The sequence below is a fragment of the Colwellia piezophila ATCC BAA-637 genome (genome assembly GCF_000378625.1).
Lineage (GTDB): Bacteria > Pseudomonadota > Gammaproteobacteria > Enterobacterales > Alteromonadaceae > Colwellia > Colwellia piezophila.
This window is the reverse complement of the sequence record NZ_KB905170.1, coordinates 89,566-109,681: the sequence shown is the minus strand read 5'-3', so window position 1 is coordinate 109,681 and position 20,116 is coordinate 89,566. Positions and strand designations below refer to the sequence as shown.

At 38.8% G+C, this 20,116-nt stretch carries 11 protein-coding genes; 9 read left to right on the top strand and 2 right to left on the bottom strand.

Annotated elements, in window-relative coordinates; translation table 11 throughout:
- Positions 1-20 precede the first annotated feature (20 nt).
- The 8 genes from F580_RS0117575 (at position 21) to F580_RS0117540 (ending at position 14,803) form a co-directional block, all read left to right on the top strand.
- On the top strand, positions 21-236 hold the full coding sequence (locus tag F580_RS0117575) for a DUF2835 domain-containing protein (RefSeq protein ID WP_019029066.1): 216 nt from the start codon (positions 21-23) through the stop codon (positions 234-236).
- A 376-nt stretch (positions 237-612) separates the two neighbouring features.
- Entirely contained in the window at positions 613-2,685 is a 2,073-nt protein-coding gene (locus F580_RS0117570; protein ID WP_019029065.1) for a DUF1302 domain-containing protein, read from the top strand.
- A gap of 15 nt (positions 2,686-2,700) precedes the next feature.
- Complete coding sequence (locus tag F580_RS0117565; RefSeq protein WP_019029064.1) at positions 2,701-4,074, top strand: DUF1329 domain-containing protein; 1,374 nt, start codon at positions 2,701-2,703, stop codon at positions 4,072-4,074.
- Between the two features lie 142 nt (positions 4,075-4,216).
- Entirely contained in the window at positions 4,217-5,251 is a 1,035-nt protein-coding gene (locus F580_RS0117560) for a WD40/YVTN/BNR-like repeat-containing protein (RefSeq protein ID WP_019029063.1), read from the top strand.
- A 62-nt stretch (positions 5,252-5,313) separates the two neighbouring features.
- Complete coding sequence (locus F580_RS0117555; protein WP_019029062.1) at positions 5,314-7,632, top strand: efflux RND transporter permease subunit; 2,319 nt, start codon at positions 5,314-5,316, stop codon at positions 7,630-7,632.
- Positions 7,633-8,134: 502 nt separating this feature from the next.
- Entirely contained in the window at positions 8,135-13,000 is a 4,866-nt protein-coding gene (locus tag F580_RS0117550) for an NAD-glutamate dehydrogenase (RefSeq protein ID WP_019029061.1), read from the top strand.
- A 143-nt stretch (positions 13,001-13,143) separates the two neighbouring features.
- Entirely contained in the window at positions 13,144-14,154 is a 1,011-nt protein-coding gene (pyrD, locus tag F580_RS0117545; protein ID WP_019029060.1) for a quinone-dependent dihydroorotate dehydrogenase, read from the top strand.
- A 169-nt stretch (positions 14,155-14,323) separates the two neighbouring features.
- The gene (locus F580_RS0117540; protein WP_019029059.1) at positions 14,324-14,803 is read left to right on the top strand and encodes a c-type cytochrome; all 480 of its coding nucleotides are present in this window, start codon (positions 14,324-14,326) and stop codon (positions 14,801-14,803) included.
- 311 nt (positions 14,804-15,114) lie between these two features.
- Here F580_RS0117540 and F580_RS0117535 read toward each other — a convergent pair whose 3' ends face one another.
- Positions 15,115-15,801 carry a cytochrome b/b6 domain-containing protein gene (locus tag F580_RS0117535; protein ID WP_019029058.1) on the bottom strand — a complete coding sequence of 229 codons (687 nt, stop codon included), beginning with the start codon at positions 15,799-15,801 and terminating at the stop codon, positions 15,115-15,117.
- 214 nt (positions 15,802-16,015) lie between these two features.
- On the opposite strand from F580_RS0117535, the gene F580_RS0117530 reads away from it, so the two are divergent.
- On the top strand, positions 16,016-17,698 hold the full coding sequence (locus F580_RS0117530; protein WP_019029057.1) for an amidohydrolase: 1,683 nt from the start codon (positions 16,016-16,018) through the stop codon (positions 17,696-17,698).
- Between the two features lie 98 nt (positions 17,699-17,796).
- Here F580_RS0117530 and asnB read toward each other — a convergent pair whose 3' ends face one another.
- Positions 17,797-19,461: an asparagine synthase B gene (asnB, locus tag F580_RS0117525; RefSeq protein ID WP_019029056.1), complete on the bottom strand. Its 1,665-nt coding sequence runs from the start codon at positions 19,459-19,461 to the stop codon at positions 17,797-17,799.
- Positions 19,462-20,116: the final 655 nt, after the last annotated feature.

The window sequence follows — 20,116 nt, the reverse complement described above, 5'->3', positions numbered from 1 at the left end:
AAAATATAAAATATAAAACCATGACATACTATTTCAGCCTCAATGTCTCTGCCACTGAGTTCTTACCCTATTATCAAGGCACTATTCAAAATGTGGTGGTAACAACGACACTGGGCACAAAAGTTCAATTTCCCGCCATGCATTTACGAAAACACCTTAACGCTAGTGGTATACAGGGTGATTTTTGTTTAAAGACCCAAAATAATAAATTTTTATCCTTAGTTAAACTCAAATAACCCGCTATTTACTGCTTGATTAGAGTAAAGACTTGAAACAGTGGTCTGACCATTTTAAACATGCGTATCTAGTCGCATTGCTGACAAATTTGCTTTATTTCATCTACTTATAAAACAAACTAGGTTTTTTAATGTTTCGTTTTTAAACGCTAGTTTAAAACATCGTATTAAAACTCCCGGCTAGTTCGATGCAAGTCACTAAAATATAGCGCTTTAACTCTAACTTTTACGCTTGCTACCTAAGTGAAATGATGTAATTATTGTTGCCGTTAGATAAACAATAAAACAAAAACTAACTTTTGATTACATATATGAAGATGAATTTTCGCTGAACTTTTATCTTTTAGTATCATATTTTGCACAGGGGAGAGAATAGATGAAAAACAAGCCTCAACATGGCTTTGCCAAAAAACCTTTAGCTGTAGGTATTGCTGCTGCACTTTCATTGTCAGTACTAACTTCAATGGTTAATACTGCTCAAGCAGCAAGATGGGAGCTAGGTGATGTAGAGATCAGTTTTGATTCTACTTTTAGCCTAGGCTCAAGTTGGCGGACAGAAAATAGAAACTGGAATGATAATGTAGGTAAGTCTAATAACCCTAATAATGGTCTAGATTTTAGCAATTATTCCATATTTTCTCCCTCGCCATCGAAAGAAGATATTTGGGCACAAGGTGAAGGAGGCTATTCTACCAATGGTGATGCTGGTAATTTAAACTACAATGCCGGTGAAAGTTTCTCTAAAATATTTAAAGGCGTACATGAATTAGATATTCACTATAAAAATGTCGGTATTTTTGTTCGTGGTATGTATTTCTATGATTTTGCCATGATGAAGGACGACCGAGCATCCTCTAATGCACTTACCGGTAACGTTTTTGATCCTTGTCGTGACTCAAAGGCAGATGAGCAAGTTTGTCATGATGTGCGTTTACTCGATGCCTATATATACGGCGATTTTGAAATAGGTGATATGCCTTTTTCAGTACGCCTTGGTGATCAAGTGATTAGTTGGGGTGAAAGTACCCTTATTTCTCATGGTATTAGTGAGATAAATGCAGTTGATATTGCCCGTTTACGAGCGCCAGGTGCTCAATTAAAAGAAGCCTTTATTCCGGTCGGTTCCTTATGGGGATCATTGGGCGTAACTGATAATTTCAACATTGAAGCTTTTTATCAATACGATTGGGAAAAAACTGTGCTACCACCGCCGGGTAGTTACTTCTCTACCAATGATTTTGCCGGTGATGGTGGACAATATAATAATGTCCAGTTAGGTTTTGGCGGTAATCCTGATATGAACCTTGATTACTTAATGTCAGGTCTAAATGAAATTGGTGCAGCAGTTAAAGCAGGTCATATTTCACCAGAGCAGGCAGGGCAAATGTATTCTGCTTATGCTGGCAATTTGACGCTTCGTGCGCCCGGCTCAAAAGCTGAAAATGACCCCGATGATGGTGGCCAATACGGTTTACGTTTATCTTGGTTTATCCCAGAGTTAAATGATACAGAATTTAGTTTGTATTATGTGAATTATCATAGCCGTAGGCCGATATTTTCTGGGGTAACAGCAGATTTCAGCCAGGAAACAATTGCTGGTGATATTGGTATGCTAGCAAGCACAACAATTACTGAAGATAACTACACCGACTTAAACACCTTTTCTCGTGTTGAGTTAGATTACCCTGAAGACATTAAAATGTATGCGTTAAGTTTTAATACCACTATTGGGACTACCGCTTTGGCCGGTGAAGTAAGTTACCGCCAAGACGAACCATTGCAAATTGATGATGTTGAATTGCTTTTTGCTGCGGTACCACAGCAACTTGCCAATACTGGTAACCCAGCATATGCCGCTTTAGATGGTGTTTCACAAATGGTACAAGCTGACGGTACGCCATATCAGCCGGGCCAAACAGCACAAGGTTATATTTTATCAGATACTGTGCAAGCACAAATGACCTTAACACATTTGTTTGGACCAACATTCGGTGCCAGTCAATTAGTGGGCCTTATTGAAGTTGGTGGCATTAATATCAATGATATGCCGGATCAAAGTGAATTGCGTTTAAATGGTCCAGGTACTGCTCGAAGTGGCAGCACCGGTGGCCTTATGCACGTATTACAAGGTGGTACTGAAACTAACCCATTCCCAACAGAATTTGCTTGGGGCTACCGCGCGGTTGCTAAGTTAGATTACACCAACGTTGTAGCGGGTATCAATATGTCGCCACGTCTTGTGTTTTCTCACGATGTTAAAGGTATCACGCCAGATCCATTGTTTATGTTTATTGAAGAGAGAAAGTCAGTGTCTTTAGGCTTGAACTTTGATTATCAAAGCACTTGGTCAGCAGATTTAACCTATAACAGTTTCTTCGGTGGCGTTGGCACTACCAATAAAATGGAAGATCGCGATTATGTATCTTTCAGCGTAAGTTATTCAATCTAATTTAAGGCATAACTCATGAGAAATAACATGAATAAAGTCACATTATTATCATTGACCATCTCTATGGTCTTATCTGCAGGTGCTTTAGCTAAAGTTCCCGCCGATGAAGCAGCAAAATTATCATCAGAACTAACACCAATGGGTGCTACTCGTGCAGCCAATGAAGATGGTTCAATCCCTAAGTGGGAAGGGGGCATTACTAAAGCACCAGCGGGTTATACTCCAGGTGATCATCATATGGACCCATTTCCGAATGATAAAATTAAATTTACTATCACTGCAAGTAATGTTGCAGAGCACAAAGCGTTACTAACGCCTGGGCAAGTTAAATTATTCGAGACTTATCCAGACACGTATAAAATGAATGTCTATCAAACGCGCCGAAGTGCTTCATATCCTGAGCATGTTTATCAAGCGGTTAAAGACAATGCGACACGTACTGAGTTAGTTGAAAATGGTAATGGTATAAAACAAGCTGCTGTTGGTATTCCTTTCCCGTTCCCGGCTAACGGCTTGGAAGCTATTTGGAATCATACCTTACGTTATCGTGGTGAATCGGTTACCCGTTCAGCGGGTCAAGCAGCACCAACGGCATCAGGAAGTTATACTTACGTTGGTTTAAAAGAAACAATGTTAATACCTTACAGTACTGAAGGTACAACACCCAAGGAACTTGAAGAAAGCAATATTTTATTCAAGTTTAAGCAAAAAGTCACCGAGCCTGCGCGTTTAGCTGGAACGGCATTGTTGGTACACGAGACGATGGATCAAATTAAAACCCCTCGTCAAGCTTGGACTTATAATACCGGTCAACGCCGTGTTCGACGTGCACCTAATGTTGCTTATGATGCCCCAGGAACAGCGGCAGATGGTTTGAGAACTACCGATGATTTCGATATGTATAATGGCGCGCCAAACCGTTATAACTGGACACTAAAAGGTAAGCAAGAATTGCTTATTCCTTACAATGACTATCGTCTTCATAGTGATCAAGTTAGCTATGATGAGATTATACAACCGGGTCATATCAATCCTGACCTCGTTCGTTATGAAAAACATCGTGTTTGGGTCGTTGAAGCGAACCTTAAAGAAAATACCCGTCATATTTATAAAAAGCGGGTCTTTTATATTGATGAAGATAGCTGGCAAATTGCGGTAACCGATATTTATGATAACCGTGATGAGCTTTATCGTGTCGCTGTTGCCCATGCTATCAATTATTATGAGGTACCAACACTTTGGTCAACTCTTGATGTTTATCATGATTTACAATCTCGTCGTTATATCGCCATCGGCTTAGATAACGAAACGAAAATGTATGACTTTTCTAAAAAATTAAACGAGCGAGATTTTACTCCCGCAGCGCTTAGACGTGAAGGTCGTAGATAACCAGTACCAAGGAACGGCTGACACATGTTAGCCGTTTTTTTTAGTGTGCAATTTAATGGTTAGTTATTTAAATTGAACACTATGTTTTTGCTTTATTTGTATTATTATTTTTATTTTCAGAAAATTTGAGAAAGAGTTTTTTATGCGTTTATTGGTTTTTTTTGCAGTTATATCTTTTATTTCCCTTTCGCCTGTTAGTGCTGATAACACAACAGTCACAGAGGCAAGCACAACGCCTGCCACCAAATCAGCATTAGCTGCTAAGTCGTTATTGTTAGACATTGCCAAGATTAGCAAGGACAAAGTAGTGGCGGTCGGTCAACATGGCCATATTTTACTTTCCAGTGATGGTGAAAGTTGGCAACAAGCGAATGTACCGGTTCAGGCAACATTAACTAGCGTGTATTTTTTAAATGATCGCTTGGGTTGGGCTGTTGGACATGATGCAACAATATTACATAGTCAAGACGGCGGCCTTAACTGGCACGTGCAACTCTATTTACCCGAATTAGAGAAACCCTTGTTAGGTATTCATTTTAAAAATGAACTGGAGGGCATTGCGGTGGGAGCATATGGACAATTTTTCCGTAGTAATGATGGTGGGAAAAGTTGGCAAAGCGAGTTTCATCAAGAGTTTTTATTGGCTGATGATGTAGATTATATTAATGACCTTAAAGCAGAAGATGAAGAAGCATACTTAGATGAGATAGCGTTTATCTTGCCGCATTTTAACGGTTTAGTACAAGATGGCCGTAGCTTGTTTTTAATGGGTGAAACGGGATTGCTAGCAAAAAGTAATGATTTTGGTAAAAGTTGGCAGAAATTTAATAGTTTCTATCAAGGATCATTTTTCTCTGTTGCTCGAACGCAAAACGGTAAATTACTCGTTGTCGGTTTACGTGGTCATGTTTTTCGTGGCATAAATAATGGCCAGCAATGGCAGGAAGTACCAACAGGCACTACAGCACTACTTAATGATATCGTCTTTGCTGATGATGGCCGTATTTTTATTCTTGGCAATAACGGCATGTTACTCATTAGTGATGATGACGGTGAGACTTTTACCCAAAGAACTCAACATGACGGCAAACCTCTCATTGCGGGTCTTTGGTTTAAAGGTAAATTATTGGCTGTTTCTGATGTTGGCATCAAAGTACTTGTTTTACCTAAAACATAAATCGGTGTTACCTGAAAGATACCTATAATATTTAAAAATAATAAAGTTCGGAATATATTACTATGAAAATTTCTCTGGCTAGTCGTATTGAAGTAGCCCTATTTCGCCATAAACTGTTTGTGTTGATGTTATTTGTTATCACCAGCGTTTTTTTCCTATTTCAAGCCACTCAGATAAGGCTTGATGCCTCGTTTACTAAAAATATACCGCTTAAACACAGTTACATGAAAACCTATCTTAAACATAGGGCAAATTTTGGTGGCGCGAATAATATCCTTATTTCTGTCTGTGATAGCCGTGGCGATATATTTAATCCAGAATTTTTTAATGCACTAAAAGGTGCCCACGATAAGTTATTCTTCATCCCTGGTGTTGATCGAATTCAAGTGAAGTCACTATTCTCGCCGAGTACTCGCTTTGTTGAAGTGGTTGAAGATGGTTTTGCCGGTGGCCCGGTGATCCCCGCAGACTTTCAAGCGACAAAACAAGGTCTGGCCATTGTAAAAGCTAATATAGAAAAAGCCGGTATCGTTGGTAGCATAGTAAGCGATGATTACAGTTGTGCAATGGTAAAAGCTGCGTTACTAGAGTTCAATCCGGATACTGGGGAAAAGCTAGATACTCTTGATATAGCAAAAAAATTAGAACAAGAAATACGCCAAGAATTTGAGCGCGAAAATATCACGGTTCATATTATCGGTTTTGCAAAAATGGTCGGTGATGTTGCCGAGGGTGCTAAAGGCGTGGTGTTATTCTTTGCACTTGCCATCGCCATTACCGCGGTCATGGTTTATCTTTTTTGCCACTCAATCCGTTTAACTATTCTTCCTATCTTTTGTTCGTTAGTTGCTGTCGTTTGGCAAATGGGTATGTTATCAACGTTAGGTTTTGGCCTTGACCCTATGTCGATTTTAATCCCGTTTTTAGTCTTTGCTATTGGCGTGAGTCATGGTGTACAGATGATAAACTCAGTGGTTAAAAAAGTGGCCTTGGGTTTAACACCTGCACTAGCAGCGCAAGCCAGTTTCAATGCTCTGCTTATCCCCGGTGGTGTGGCACTAGTGTCAGATACGGTAGGCTTTCTAACGCTACTCTCCATTGATATTGGTATTATAAAAGAGCTGGCCATTACGGCGTCAATTGGTGTCGCTATGATCATATTAACCAACCTCGTTTTACTGCCAATATTACTGTCTTATACCAAAATAAAAACCACGGCTAAAGTAGGGCAGTTGAGTGAAGAAAGTGCGGTTTGGACGTTTATGGCAAGTTTTGCTACTAAAGGTCCGGCTAGGATAATACTGATATTTTCTGCGATTTTATTTGTGGTTGCTGTTTACAAGGGACAAGGACTGAAAATAGGTGAGTTGCATGCAGGAGCTCCGGCATTGCATGAATCTTCTCGTTATAACCAAGATACTTTTTTAATTACCGACAGGTACGCGATCAGTGTTGATTACATGTCAATTATTATAGAAACGACCCCCAATGCTTGTACTTATTATGACACGATGGCCACGATAGATAGATTCCAATGGCGGATGGAAAACGTGCCAGGTGTGCAATCAGCGGTTAGTTTAGCGTCAATCTCTAAATTGGTTAATGCCGGTTATAATGAAGGCAACTCGAAATGGCGTGTTATCCCTCGTAATCAACATACCCTGGTACAATCTATCGCGCGAGTTCCTTCTTCCAGTGGCCTACTTAATACTGATTGTAGTGTTATGCCGGTAATTTTATTCTTGAAAGACCATAAAGCGGAAACAATCAATACCGTTATTGATGCAGTTAAAACGGCCGCGAAAGAATTAGGCAGTGAACATGTACAATTTAAGCTTGCCTCAGGTCCAGTTGGTGTTATGGCGGCAACGAATGAAGCGGTAGCAAAAGCTCAATTACCGATGATGCTTTATGTTTATGGCGCTGTTATTGCACTCTGTCTTATTAGCTTTAGAAGCGTAAAAGCGACTTTAGTTGTCGTGGTACCTTTATATTTGGTGTCTACCTTAGCTCAGTGGCTAATGACTGCCCTTGATATTGGTTTAACGGTATCTACTTTACCTGTTATCGCTTTAGGTGTAGGTATTGGCGTTGATTACGGCATCTATATACTGTCAACCATGAGTACGAAGTTGAAAGAAGGCTTGAATGTGCATGATGCTTATCTCGCCGCATTAAAAGAGCGTGGCAGTGCGGTACTTATTACCGGATTAACCTTAGCTATCGGTGTTTCAACGTGGTTCTTTTCTGATTTGAAGTTCCAAGTGGATATGGGCATATTATTAACCTTTATGTTTTTAGTTAATATGCTTGCTGCCATTATTATTTTACCGGCACTTTCCGCCTTTTTATGGGCGGATAAGAAAAAGGTTAAAAAATAGACACAATAAATAAAACGTCTTATTAATGGTTAGCCACTACCCGCGGAAAGGTAACTTAGTTAGCTCAAATACAGTTACCGTTTGACCCGTTGACCAGAAAGTGACAATAAGCATCAAATTAGATAGTAAACTATTTAATTTGATGTTTTTTTTTAGTAAAGAATAAACGAATGTCACGGGGTGTTATTGCATAAATAAACAATAATAATGCTAATTAACCAGTATCTATTTAGCATAACTGCATAAAAGTAGTTAACTGTAAATTAAACGGGTCGTTTACTGATCTACCTGTTGAAAGTTATCCAACAAAAATACAAAAAAACACTCGCAAAAGCCTAAATTTATTCATAAAATCACCTTCTATAGTCTATTCTGATATACAAATTATAAAAAATTTAACTATAAAAGTGTCTTTAAGTATAAAATTACTTTAAACAATGCTTTTATCAAGATTAAAATTAATTATTTCAAGCTTTCTTTTTACAAGGAAAAGGAAACATTCATGGCGTTAGTAAACGGTTCACCCTCGGTTATACTTAGCAATGTAGCAAAACTTATCCAACAAAAAGTAGATGGTAATACCGCTACTTTAGTTGAGCAATTTGCCAACTTACTTTATGGCAACATGTCATCACTAGACCTCGATCACCGCAATGAAAGTGATATGTATGGTGCAGCTTTAAGCTTATGGAGTTCCCTTAATGAACATAAAGATGACGCCCCCGTTATCCATGTTTTCAATCCATCGGTAAGTAAAAATGGTTGGAAGTCTAGTCATACGATTATCGAAGTTATTATTCAAGACATGCCATTTTTAGTCGACTCGATTCGTATTGCATTAAATCGTTTAGGTTTGTCGCCACACATGATGCTCAATGCACCACTTAAAATCCTACGCGATAATAAATTGGATGTAACTGAGTTAGCCGCAATTGTTGATACTAAAATAAAAGCGAGCTCTGAAGAAACAATCTTTCTAATTGAAATTGACCGTCAATCGACTCAAGAAGAGTTGGACAATATTAGAAATACCCTATTGTCTGTTGTTGAAGATATTCGCTTAACGGTAAGCGACTGGCAACCGATGTTATCTTGTTTAAAAAAGATCATTGGAGATGTTAAAAAATCTAAGTATCCAGGCACTAAAGCCCAAAAAGAAGATACCTTAAATTTCTTAACTTGGGTGGCCGCTAACAACTTTACCCTGATGGGGTATCGTTCATATGACGTTGAGGCTGTTAAAGGTGATATTTCATTACAAGCGAATGTAGAATCAAGCCTTGGATTGATGAAAAACTCTCAAGGATCGCAATCGCGTTTGGTCTCAAGCCTTAGTGAAACTGGCCGAGAAGTAGCGCTAGGTCAAAATCACCTCATCTTAACCAAAACCAATTCTAACTCTCGTGTGCATCGACCAGCGCAGTTAGATTATATTGGTATTAAGCGTTTTGACGATAACGGTAATGTTATTGGTGAAGAGCGCTTTATTGGTTTGTTCGGCTCTGCTTATTATACAAATAGTGCATTAGATCTACCGCTAATTAGCTCTAAAGTCATGGCTGTTTGTCAGGCGTCTCCTTTTGCTAAAGGCACCCACAACTACAAAACACTGATCAATATCTTAGAAACCTATCCAAGGGATGAGATCTTACAATCATCGGTTAAAGAATTATTGCATAACGTGACCGGTATCTTACAGATGCAAGAACGTGATTATTGTGGTTTATTTGTGCGTCGGGATGCATTTGACCGTTTTTATTCTTGTATGGTTTACGTGCCAAGAGAACGTTATAACACTAAATTACGTATGGATACGCAAAAACTACTTCAAGAAGTATTTGGTAGTAGCGAAGATGTTGAATTTACCACCTTCTTCTCCGAGTCGGTTCATGCCAGAACCCATTATATTGTTCGAGTCAACTCAACTAAAGCAGATATTGATGTGAAAGAAATTGAAAAGAATTTAAATGAAGCAGCCCGTAATTGGGATGATAAATTAGTCAGTGCTTTGGGGGCTAATCGTGGTGAAGCTGCGGCTAAAGCGCTTAGCCGAAAATATGTGAAATTTCCACAAGCCTATAAAGATGAAGTATTACCTGGCTCTGCTATTGTTGATATTGAAAAGCTTGAACAGATCAGCCCTGAAAATGACTTTGAAATGCTTTTCTATCAACCATTAGAAGAAAAAGCAAATAGCCGTTTTGTAAAACTTAAATTATTTCACAAAGGTGAGCCTATCCACCTGAGTGATGTGTTACCAATGTTAGAAAATTTTGGTTTGCGTGTTATCGGTGAAAGACCCTATGCAATCAAAACTGCAGACGGTGAAACAAACTGGATATTAGACTTTTCAATGTATCTTACCGGTGAAGGTAAGTTTGATCTCTATAAAGTAAGAACGCTTTTCCAAGATGCCTTCGCTAAAGTATGGCATGGCGATTTAGAAGATGATGGCTTTAACCGTCTAATATTAGGTGCTGGCCTTGAAGGTCGTGCAGTTTCTATCTTACGTGCATTTGCTAAATATGAACGTCAAATTGGCGGTCGTTTTAGCCAAAGTTATATCGAGAACACCTTTTCTCGTTATCCAGAAATCGCTGAATTATTGATTAAATTATTCGTTTTACGTTTTGATCCTAAAAGTAAATCAACGCCTACAGCGAAAGAAAAAGCGACAAACAAATTATTAGCTGAAATTGAAAGTTCACTTGATAATGTTGCTAACTTAGATGATGACCGCATTATCCGTCGCTTTGTTGAAATGATTAACGCGACTATTCGAACTAACTATTTCCAAGCAGACCCAGTTAAAGGCGATAAATCATACATTTCATTTAAAATACTTCCTGAGTTAATAAGCGAAATGCCTCAGCCAGTACCAAAGTTTGAAATTTTTGTTTATTCACCACAAATTGAAGGTGTGCATTTACGCGGTGGTAAAGTGGCCCGTGGTGGTTTACGTTGGTCTGACCGTAGTGAAGATTTCCGCACTGAAGTTCTTGGCTTAGTAAAAGCCCAGCAAGTTAAAAACACAGTAATCGTACCAGTAGGCGCGAAAGGTGGTTTTGTTTGTAAACAATTACCCAATGGCTCACGTCAAGAAATATTTGAAGCAGGTAAAGAATGCTACCGTACCTTCATTCGTGCTTTATTAGATATTACGGATAATATTGTTGGTGGTGAAGTTGTACCACCTAAAGATGTAGTGCGATTTGATGAAGATGATGCTTACCTCGTTGTTGCTGCTGATAAAGGTACCGCAACTTTTTCTGATATAGCCAATGCTATCTCAGCTGAATATAATTTCTGGTTAGGTGATGCCTTTGCTTCGGGTGGTAGTGTAGGTTATGACCATAAAGCGATGGGTATCACAGCAAAAGGTGCTTGGGAGTCTGTTAAACGTCATTTCAGAGAAATGGACATCGATTGTCAAAGCACTGATTTTACCTGTATTGCTATTGGTGATATGGCCGGTGATGTATTTGGTAACGGTATGTTATTGTCTAAGCATATTCGCTTACAAGCAGCGTTTAACCACATGCATATCTTTATTGATCCAAGCCCAGAAGCGGCAAGCTCTTATGTAGAACGCGAGCGTTTGTTTAACTTACCAGGTTGTACTTGGGAAGATTATAATAAAGAGCTAATTTCGAAAGGCGGTGGTATCTTCAGTCGTCATGTAAAATCAATCAAGTTAACACCAGAAATTAAGAAAATGATTGGTACACAAAAGCAGAGCATGGCACCTACTGATTTGATGCAAGCCATTTTAACGATGGAAGTAGACTTATTATGGAATGGTGGTATTGGTACTTATGTTAAAGGCTCTAAAGAAACTCACCTTGAAGTAGGTGACAGAGCTAATGATACTTTACGTATCAATGGTGTAGATTTAAAAGCTAAAGTAGTGGGCGAGGGTGGTAACTTAGGTTTAACTCAATTAGGTCGTATTGAATACGCCGCTAACGGTGGTCGTTTAAACACCGATGCTGTTGATAACGCCGGCGGTGTTGATTGCTCTGATAACGAAGTAAACATCAAGATTTTACTCAATACCTTAGTACAAAACGGTGATTTAACCGTTAAGCAACGTAATAAGTTACTCGGTGATATGACCGAAGAAGTTGGCGATATTGTTATTGATGATTGTTATCGTCAAACGCATTCAATATCTATTACTGCCATGCGTGGTGTTAGCCAACTGAAAGAACAAGTGCGCTTTATTCATGAACTGGAAAGAGCAGGTAAATTAAATCGCAGTTTAGAATTTATTCCTGATGATGACGAAATTGCCGATAGATTAGCACAAGGTAAAGGTCTAACACGTCCAGAACTTTCAGTATTACTTGCCTACAGTAAAATGGTATTAAAAGATGATTTAGTGCATGTTGAAATCACGGATAATCCTTACCATAATACTTTATTGGTAGAAGCATTCCCTAGACAGTTACGTGAGAAATATCAAGCGGAAATGCAACAGCATCCACTGCGTGCAGAAATTATTGCGACTAAGCTTGCCAACAAAATTGGTAATGACATGGGCTTTAACTTTGTTAATCGTATGCAAGAAGAAACGGGTGCCAGTATTGCTGAAATCGCAAATTGCTACACCATCGCTAGTGCAGTGTTCGAATTGGGTGAATATTGGCAACAAATTGAGGTGTTAGACAATCAAATATCTACCGCTATTCAAACTGAAATGTTGTTCCAGTACCGTAGAACCGTTCGTCGTGTCACTCGTTGGTTCTTGCGTCATCGTAATAAGTCACTATCAATTGCACAGTCAATAGCTTTGTATCAACCTACTTTTGCTATCTTATCTGAAAAACTAACCAGCTTTATGATCAGTGATGAAGTTGAATCATTGCAACGTGTGGCTAATGACTTAATAGAAGCCGGTGTTCCGAAAGTCATTGCGATTCGTTTATCTCACTTAAGCACGTTATTTTCAACTATGGATATTGCCGAAGTAGCTCAGGAAAATAACTGTACTGTTGAACAAGCAGCAAGCTTATACTTCAAACTGGGTGCACGCCTAGAGTTACATTGGTTCTTAGACCAAATTACTCGCCAACCTGTGGCAAATCATTGGCAAGCACTTGCTCGTGCCTCATTTAGAGAAGAGTTAGATTGGCAGCAGCGTTCATTAACGTCAGTGGTATTACGTTGTCAATGTGATGCCCAATTTGAAGATTTAGAGCAATTGTTGACTGAATGGATCGACACGAATGAGCAACCACTTGCACGTTGGAAGCATATCTTAGCTGACTTTAAGATAGGACAGTCTCATGACTTCGCTAAATTCTCGGTAGCGTTACGTGAATTAATGCTGTTGAGCTTAAACTGTCAGCCTGTTTCGCCAAAATAGAAAGCTGAACAGAAAGAAAAATAAACCGATGATAAGTTTATTTTAGTCAAACAGCTCTAGCATATTGTAATGCTAAGGTTAACTGATAAAATCCTCGCCAAGCGGGGATTTTTTATTATAATTTTCATATAAGCCGAGGCACTATGTTTTATCCAGCCATTCGTAAAGTACTTTTTCAGTTTGACGCTGAAACCATCCATGAATTAACGATTAAGGGCTTAAAAAGCACGGGTAAAAGCCCCTTAAATGCTTTGTATAAGCAATCGGTACAAGATAAACCAGTAACAGTGATGGGTATTAACTTTCCAAATCCAGTGGGTTTAGCTGCAGGGCTTGATAAAAACGGTGAATGTATTAACGCCTTTGCTGCGATGGGTTTTGGTTTTGTCGAAGTAGGCACAGTTACACCACGTCCACAGCCCGGTAATGACAAACCTCGTATTTTTAGACTTCCTGAAGCTAATGCGATAATTAACCGTATGGGTTTTAACAATAAGGGTGTTGATTACTTGGTTTCACAAGTACAGGCCGCCAATTTTAAAGGGGTCTTAGGCATTAATATCGGGAAAAATAAAGATACTTCTGAAGAAAATGCAAAAGATGATTATTTACATTGTATGCGTAAAGTCTACGACTTGGCGACTTATATCACAGTGAATATATCTTCACCCAATACCCCAGGTTTACGTGCACTACAATATGGTGACGCCCTAAATGAATTACTAGCAGCATTAAAAGCAGAACAAAAAATACTTACCGATAAGTATGGCAAGTATATTCCACTGACGGTTAAAATCGCACCAGATTTAAATGCAGATGAAGTTAAATCTATTGCCAAGTCATTAATTGATAATGGTATTGATGGTGTTATTGCGACCAATACCACGTTATCTAGAGAAGGTGTAGAAGGGCTTGAGTTTGGTACTGAGCAAGGCGGATTAAGCGGACAACCGGTTAAAGACAAAAGCACTCAAGTTATTAAGCTACTCAGTGAGGCGCTTGATAATAAATTACCTATTATTGGCGTAGGCGGTATTGCCTCGAGTGATGATGCCAATGAAAAATTACAAGCCGGTGCCAGTTTAGTACAAGTATATACCGGCTTTATTTATCAAGGGCCACCACTGGTAAAAGATATTGTTAATGGCCTTTAAGTAAATTACTATAAGTACCAGTTTTTAAAGAAAAACTTTCACAGTTTGTTAGATGATTACTTGCTAATGTAGGTTTCTTGCTGCTTTTTGCTCGTAGGTTGAACCAGCTAAGTAATCATCATCAACATAAAAAATATCAAAATAATAATTACCAAAAGAGAGAGTTTCAATGAGTGTCCTTAAAAAAGCTTTTATAGCGATTACAGTATCTGCCAGCTTAGTTGCGGCAACGGCGAGTATGGCTCAGCCAGCAAGCTCTGAAAAACATGCCAATAGAGCAACTGAATTACGCCAATCAATTTTTAAATTGCTTGGTAGTAATATGGGGACGTTAGGTGCAATGGCGAAGGGTAAAATTGCCCTTGATGCTGAAGTTGTTGAAAAAAATGCAACACGTATCAACCAATTATCATTGATGATTGCTGACTATACCCGTACTGATACTTCAAAGTTTGATGTTGAAACGGAAGCTTTAGCAAAAATTTGGCAAGACCCTACACATTTCAGTAAAGATATCGAAAAGTTAACCTTAGCTTCAGCGAACTTAATCGCAGCCGCTAAAACTAACGATGAAGGCGCTATTAAAAAAGCCATCGGTGGTGTGGGTAAAACGTGTGGCGGTTGTCATGACGACTTTAAGAAAGACTAGTAAAGACAAAGTATTCTGAGTAAATAATCGTTATCAAAGCCCTTAGCGTTATGCGGGGCTTTTTTATTGCCCTCAAAACCGTCCCGTGCTGTTAACAGAAAATCATAAGCAAAGCTTACGTCTTAATGACGAGGTTTATGTCATCGTGATCTAGGTACCGGCAAAGCTTATCTTATCTGCCATAGTTCATCACTTTATAGAGTAGCTGCTGTAGCTATAAAAAAAGGTTAGCCAATTGGCTAACCTTTTTGTCTAAGAGGACTTGTTTAATTATCGACTTTTTATTGATACCTAGGCAGGCATGGTACTCGTTAATAATAAAACTCTTCAACTACCGGGACATTGATAACAACCAACCAATAAACAAAGACGATACAAGCGATGGCAATGATACAAGCGAGCACTAGTTTAGAGTGTGGTATCGCATCAGCGGCTGAGACTTGTTGAGCCGTTTTTTTACCGGTGATCATCGGGATTACTAGGTTTTGTTTTTTCACTCGCCAGTAATAAACAATCGCGCCTAAGTGTAGAGCAATGGCAGCGATCATGAAGTCAAAGGTGTTGTGATGTAAAAAGCTCATGACTTTACCAAAGTCACTGCCTAAAGCGCCATAATACGGCCCTGAAGAGAAGACATCATCATCGATGAATAAGCCACTTATGGCTTGCATGGATATTAAGACAATCATCAAAATAACCATTAAAGCCCCCAGTGGATTATGACCGGCAGAAGTCTTAGTGCCTTTAGACTGTTTCAAATAGGAAATTAGGTTTTTTGGCGAGGGCAAGAACTGCGAGAAACGCGCATGTTTTGGACCAACGATACCCCATAATACTCTAAACACAATTAAACCTATGGCAACAAAACCCAGTTGCATATGAATATCAACCAAGTCACTGCCTTGCTCTGCGGTATACCAACAAGCCAAAATGGTGAAAGCAAAGCTCCAATGGAACAGGCGTAGGGGTAAATCCCAAATAAGATGTTTTTCTGACACGTGTTTACCTTTAATTACTAAGTTATTACAGTTATTGCTTTGCTATTTTAACTAAATTAGTCAGCAAAGTTAAGTTGCTAAATATAAACGGGTTGTACCACTGAATAAATTAGCCATTATAAAAATGTTTACATTCATTTTACTCTGTACAGTGTAAACCTTGCTAAAAAAAGGCTATGGTTGTTAAGCATCCGACCATTTAAAAATAACAAACATGATTAAACTAAATAAACTTCAGTACATTACCGCATTTGCAACCCTGTTAATTAGCAGTCCATCTTTCTCTCAAACAACCCTAATAAAAAATATTAATGGATATACTTTCATTGATAAATCATTAACACAGTTTTCTGCCATTTCGTTTACTAACGACACCATAGATAAAATTTATCCGCTAGGAGAGACGGTTGAAATACCTAATGATGCGATAGTTATTAATGGTCAGGGCAAAACTATGCTGCCAGGTTTAATTGATGCGCACGGACATGTGCTCGGTTATGGGCATAGTCTAATGCAAGTTGATCTGGTTAATACGTCTTCAGAGTTAGATGCCGTTAACCGAGCCAAAATTTATGCAAATGATAATCCGTCATTAACATGGCTTCTAGGTCGGGGTTGGAATCAGGTGCAATGGTCTAATAATACCTTTCCAAGTGCTAAAAGTTTAGATAAATTTTTCCCTGATACACCCGTGTGGCTCAGGCGAGTTGATGGCCATGCGGGATGGGCAAATTCAAAAGCTATGGCATTAGCCGGTATTACTTCTGCGAGTCAAGCTGGGCAAGGCGGAGAGATAATAAAAGATAAAAATGGTCAACCAACCGGCGTTTTTATTGATAATGCTATGGATTTAATTACTAACAGCATTACTCCTCCATCACGACTAGAAAATAAAGTCGCCTTAAGCAGAGCAATGCAGTCTCTTGCCAGTATGGGTTTAACAAGTGTCCATGATGCAGGTATAGATCAAAAAAACATTGGCTTATATAAAGAGCTTGCTAGTGAAAATAATATGACTATTCGTATTAATGGCATGTTGTATTTACCAAGCGAAAACTGGCAACAACAGTTAGAGCAGGGACCTTATAGAAGTAAGAATGATATGTTTGCTTTTAACAGTGTAAAAATTCAAGCAGATGGTGCTTTAGGCAGTAGGGGAGCTTCATTAATTAACGATTATAGCGATCACGCTGGTCATAAGGGCTTGTTATTGCATGATAATGAAACCTTACAACACTATATTGATTTTGCTATGAATGCTGGTTTTCAAGTCAATACCCATGCCATTGGTGATAATGCTAATAAATTGATATTGGATGTCTATCAGCAAGCCATTGCTAAAAGTAAAACTAAGTCTTTACGGCATAGAATAGAGCATGCTCAAGTATTGCGTTTAGAAGATATCCCGCGTTTTTCATCGCTCAATGTCATTGCGTCAATGCAAGCGACACACGCGACGAGCGATAAAAACATGGCAGTTACTCGCCTTGGAACAGAACGTATCCTAGGCGCCTATGCGTGGCGAAAGTTACTTGATAATCATGTTGTTATTGCCGCAGGCTCAGATTTTCCGGTGGAATCAGCAAACCCTTTTTATGGTTTACACGCAGCTATTACCAGACAAGACCATAAAAACTTACCCGTTGGTGGCTGGTATGCAGATCAGAAAATGACACGCGCTGAGGCCTTGAGAAGTTTTACCATTGATGCCGCTTATGCTGGGCATCAAGAAAAGCTTTTAGGTAGCTTAGAGGCAGGTAAAAAAGCCGATTTTATTTTAATTTCTGATGATCTCTTTATTATGTCTGAGCAGAAAATTTGGCAAAGTCAGGTACTACAAACCTGGGTAGCGGGGAAGAAGATTTTTTCTGTGACCGAGCCATCTGTAGCAAAATAGCATCAGCTAAATCGAATCGAGAAAAATAAAAAAGCCGATATTATCAAATATCGGCTTTTTATGATCTTGCTAGTGAAACAAGCAGTTACAAGCGCTTATTAATAACTCTCATTATGAACACTCAACACGGAACGACCTGATGGGTCGGCATTGTTTTGAAAGCTTTCATCCCAAGCGAGTGCTTCTTCGGTACTACAAGCAACAGACTTGCCACCCATAACACATTCGGCAGCGGAAGCTAATGGGAATCGTTCTTCAAAAATAGTGCGGTAGTAATAACCTTCTTTATTATCAGGAGTATTCACCGGAAATCTAAAACTAGCACTTGCCAGTTGTTGATCGGTAACGAGTGCTTCAACATGGGCTTTTAAACCATCAATCCAAGAATAGCCAACACCATCAGAAAATTGTTCTTTTTGACGCCACAAAATCTCTTTAGGTAAGTAGCCCTCAAATGACTCACGTAAAATGGCTTTTTCCATTTTGCCATTACCACAAAGTTTATCTTCTGGGTTGATGCGCATAGCAACATCCATAAAGTTTTTATCTAAGAAGGGCACGCGAGCTTCAATGCCCCAGGCAGACATTGATTTGTTGGCACGTAAGCAATCAAATTTATGTAAACGGTCAAGCTTGCGGTTTAATTCTTCATGAAACTCTTGTGCGTTTGGCGCTTTGTGGAAATATAAATAGCCACCGAATAATTCATCAGCGCCTTCTCCCGAAAGTACCATTTTAATACCCATGGCCTTAATCTTACGCGCCATTAAATACATAGGAGTCGAAGCACGAATAGTGGTTACATCATAGGTTTCTAAGTGATAAATAACTTCTTTAAGGGCGTCGATACCTTCTTGCTCAGTAAAAACAATACTATGATGAATAGTACCAATGCTGTCAGCGACTGTTTGTGCGGCTATTAAATCAGGCGATCCGGCAAGACCACAGGCGAATGAATGTACTTTTGGCCACCAAGCCTCGCTTAAATCATTTTCTTCAATTCTACGGGCAGCAAACTTTTGCGTAATTGCAGAAATTAATGATGAATCTAAACCACCCGATAATAATACGCCGTAAGGCACATCGGTCATTAAATGACTTTTTACTGACTCTTCTAACGCTTCACGAATTTTAGTGGTGCTGGTGGTATTGTCTTTAATCGCAGCATAGTCTTGCCAGTTGCGTTTGTAGTATTTTTGTAACTTGCCAACACGGCTATCTAGCAGATGCCCAGGAGGAAATTCTTCAACAGTTTTACAAATTGGCATTAATGCTTTCATTTCAGAGGCAACATAAAAGTTACCATCACTATCATAACCGGTATAAAGCGGGATAATACCAATATGGTCACGGGCAATTAAATAAGAATTGTCTTTTTCGTTGTATAAAATAAAGGCAAACATACCTTGTAATTTATCAACAAAATCAGTTCCGAACTCTTCATATAAAGGTAAAATAACTTCGCAATCAGAGGCCGTTTGAAAAGTATAATCAATGTTTAACTTAGCGGCTAACGCTTTGTGGTTATATATTTCACCGTTAACCGCCAGTACATTGCTTTTATCGCTATTGTAAAGTGGTTGAGCTCCATGCTCAGTATCAACAATGGATAAGCGTTCATGTACCAATATGGCATTGTCGCTGTGATAAATTCCAGACCAATCTGGTCCGCGGTGACGTAAAAGACGAGAATATTCTAATGCTTTAGGACGAAGTGCTTGCGCACCTGTTTTTATATCTAATATACCAAAGATCGAACACATTGAAGCGCTACTCCTTTATTAATATTGTAATGCTAGTTTATTATATTAACGATTGATGTCACATAATTAAACTAGGCCGAATTGTAGTGCAGGTTTTTGTCTGAGGAGAGCCTGTCAGTACCTCTAATATCTATCTCTATGACGTTAACTAAAACAAGTGCTAAATCAAGTGAGAATAAACAAGCAACTTCACTTTGACAGTTTTCATAGAAAGATCAATACCAAAAAGTAAAGTTTTTACACTAAAGGTTATAACAACAGTTACTTCAATTAGAATTGTGGTTAATCTCGTCGGAAATGAGAATATTCTTGGTATTCTCATTTAGGGACAGATTTGTGACTGCGCATAATGTTTGAGACTAGCACTCACCAAATGAGATTGAGTCTTCATCTTAATGGTCGCTTTTTAGTAACCAAAATCATCCTATCTAATGACCACTTTGATACGATAGCGGACGTTCCACACAGATATAAATATGCATTGTTTGACTATAAATATTGCCAATTAATCGGATAGCATGACTGGCAAAAATGCCACCAAAGCCGCCATTCACATAATTGTATTGGCATGACTTCTCAGTGTCATTTTGAACCGTTTGTTAAATATGCTAAAAATGTTGGGCGTCCAGAAAAGCGGACTATCCGCGGCGCATTT

Bases quoted from the DNA above. Each gene is read 5' to 3' on its own strand.
- F580_RS0117575 (WP_019029066.1), top strand. From the start codon at position 21: ATGACATACTATTTCAGCCTCAATGTCTCTGCCACTGAGTTCTTACCC.
- F580_RS0117570 (WP_019029065.1), top strand. From the start codon at position 613: ATGAAAAACAAGCCTCAACATGGCTTTGCCAAAAAACCTTTAGCTGTA.
- F580_RS0117565 (WP_019029064.1), top strand. From the start codon at position 2,701: ATGAGAAATAACATGAATAAAGTCACATTATTATCATTGACCATCTCT.
- F580_RS0117560 (WP_019029063.1), top strand. From the start codon at position 4,217: ATGCGTTTATTGGTTTTTTTTGCAGTTATATCTTTTATTTCCCTTTCG.
- F580_RS0117555 (WP_019029062.1), top strand. From the start codon at position 5,314: ATGAAAATTTCTCTGGCTAGTCGTATTGAAGTAGCCCTATTTCGCCAT.
- F580_RS0117550 (WP_019029061.1), top strand. From the start codon at position 8,135: ATGGCGTTAGTAAACGGTTCACCCTCGGTTATACTTAGCAATGTAGCA.
- pyrD (WP_019029060.1), top strand. From the start codon at position 13,144: ATGTTTTATCCAGCCATTCGTAAAGTACTTTTTCAGTTTGACGCTGAA.
- F580_RS0117540 (WP_019029059.1), top strand. From the start codon at position 14,324: ATGAGTGTCCTTAAAAAAGCTTTTATAGCGATTACAGTATCTGCCAGC.
- F580_RS0117530 (WP_019029057.1), top strand. From the start codon at position 16,016: ATGATTAAACTAAATAAACTTCAGTACATTACCGCATTTGCAACCCTG.
- asnB (WP_019029056.1), bottom strand. From the start codon at position 19,461: ATGTGTTCGATCTTTGGTATATTAGATATAAAAACAGGTGCGCAAGCA.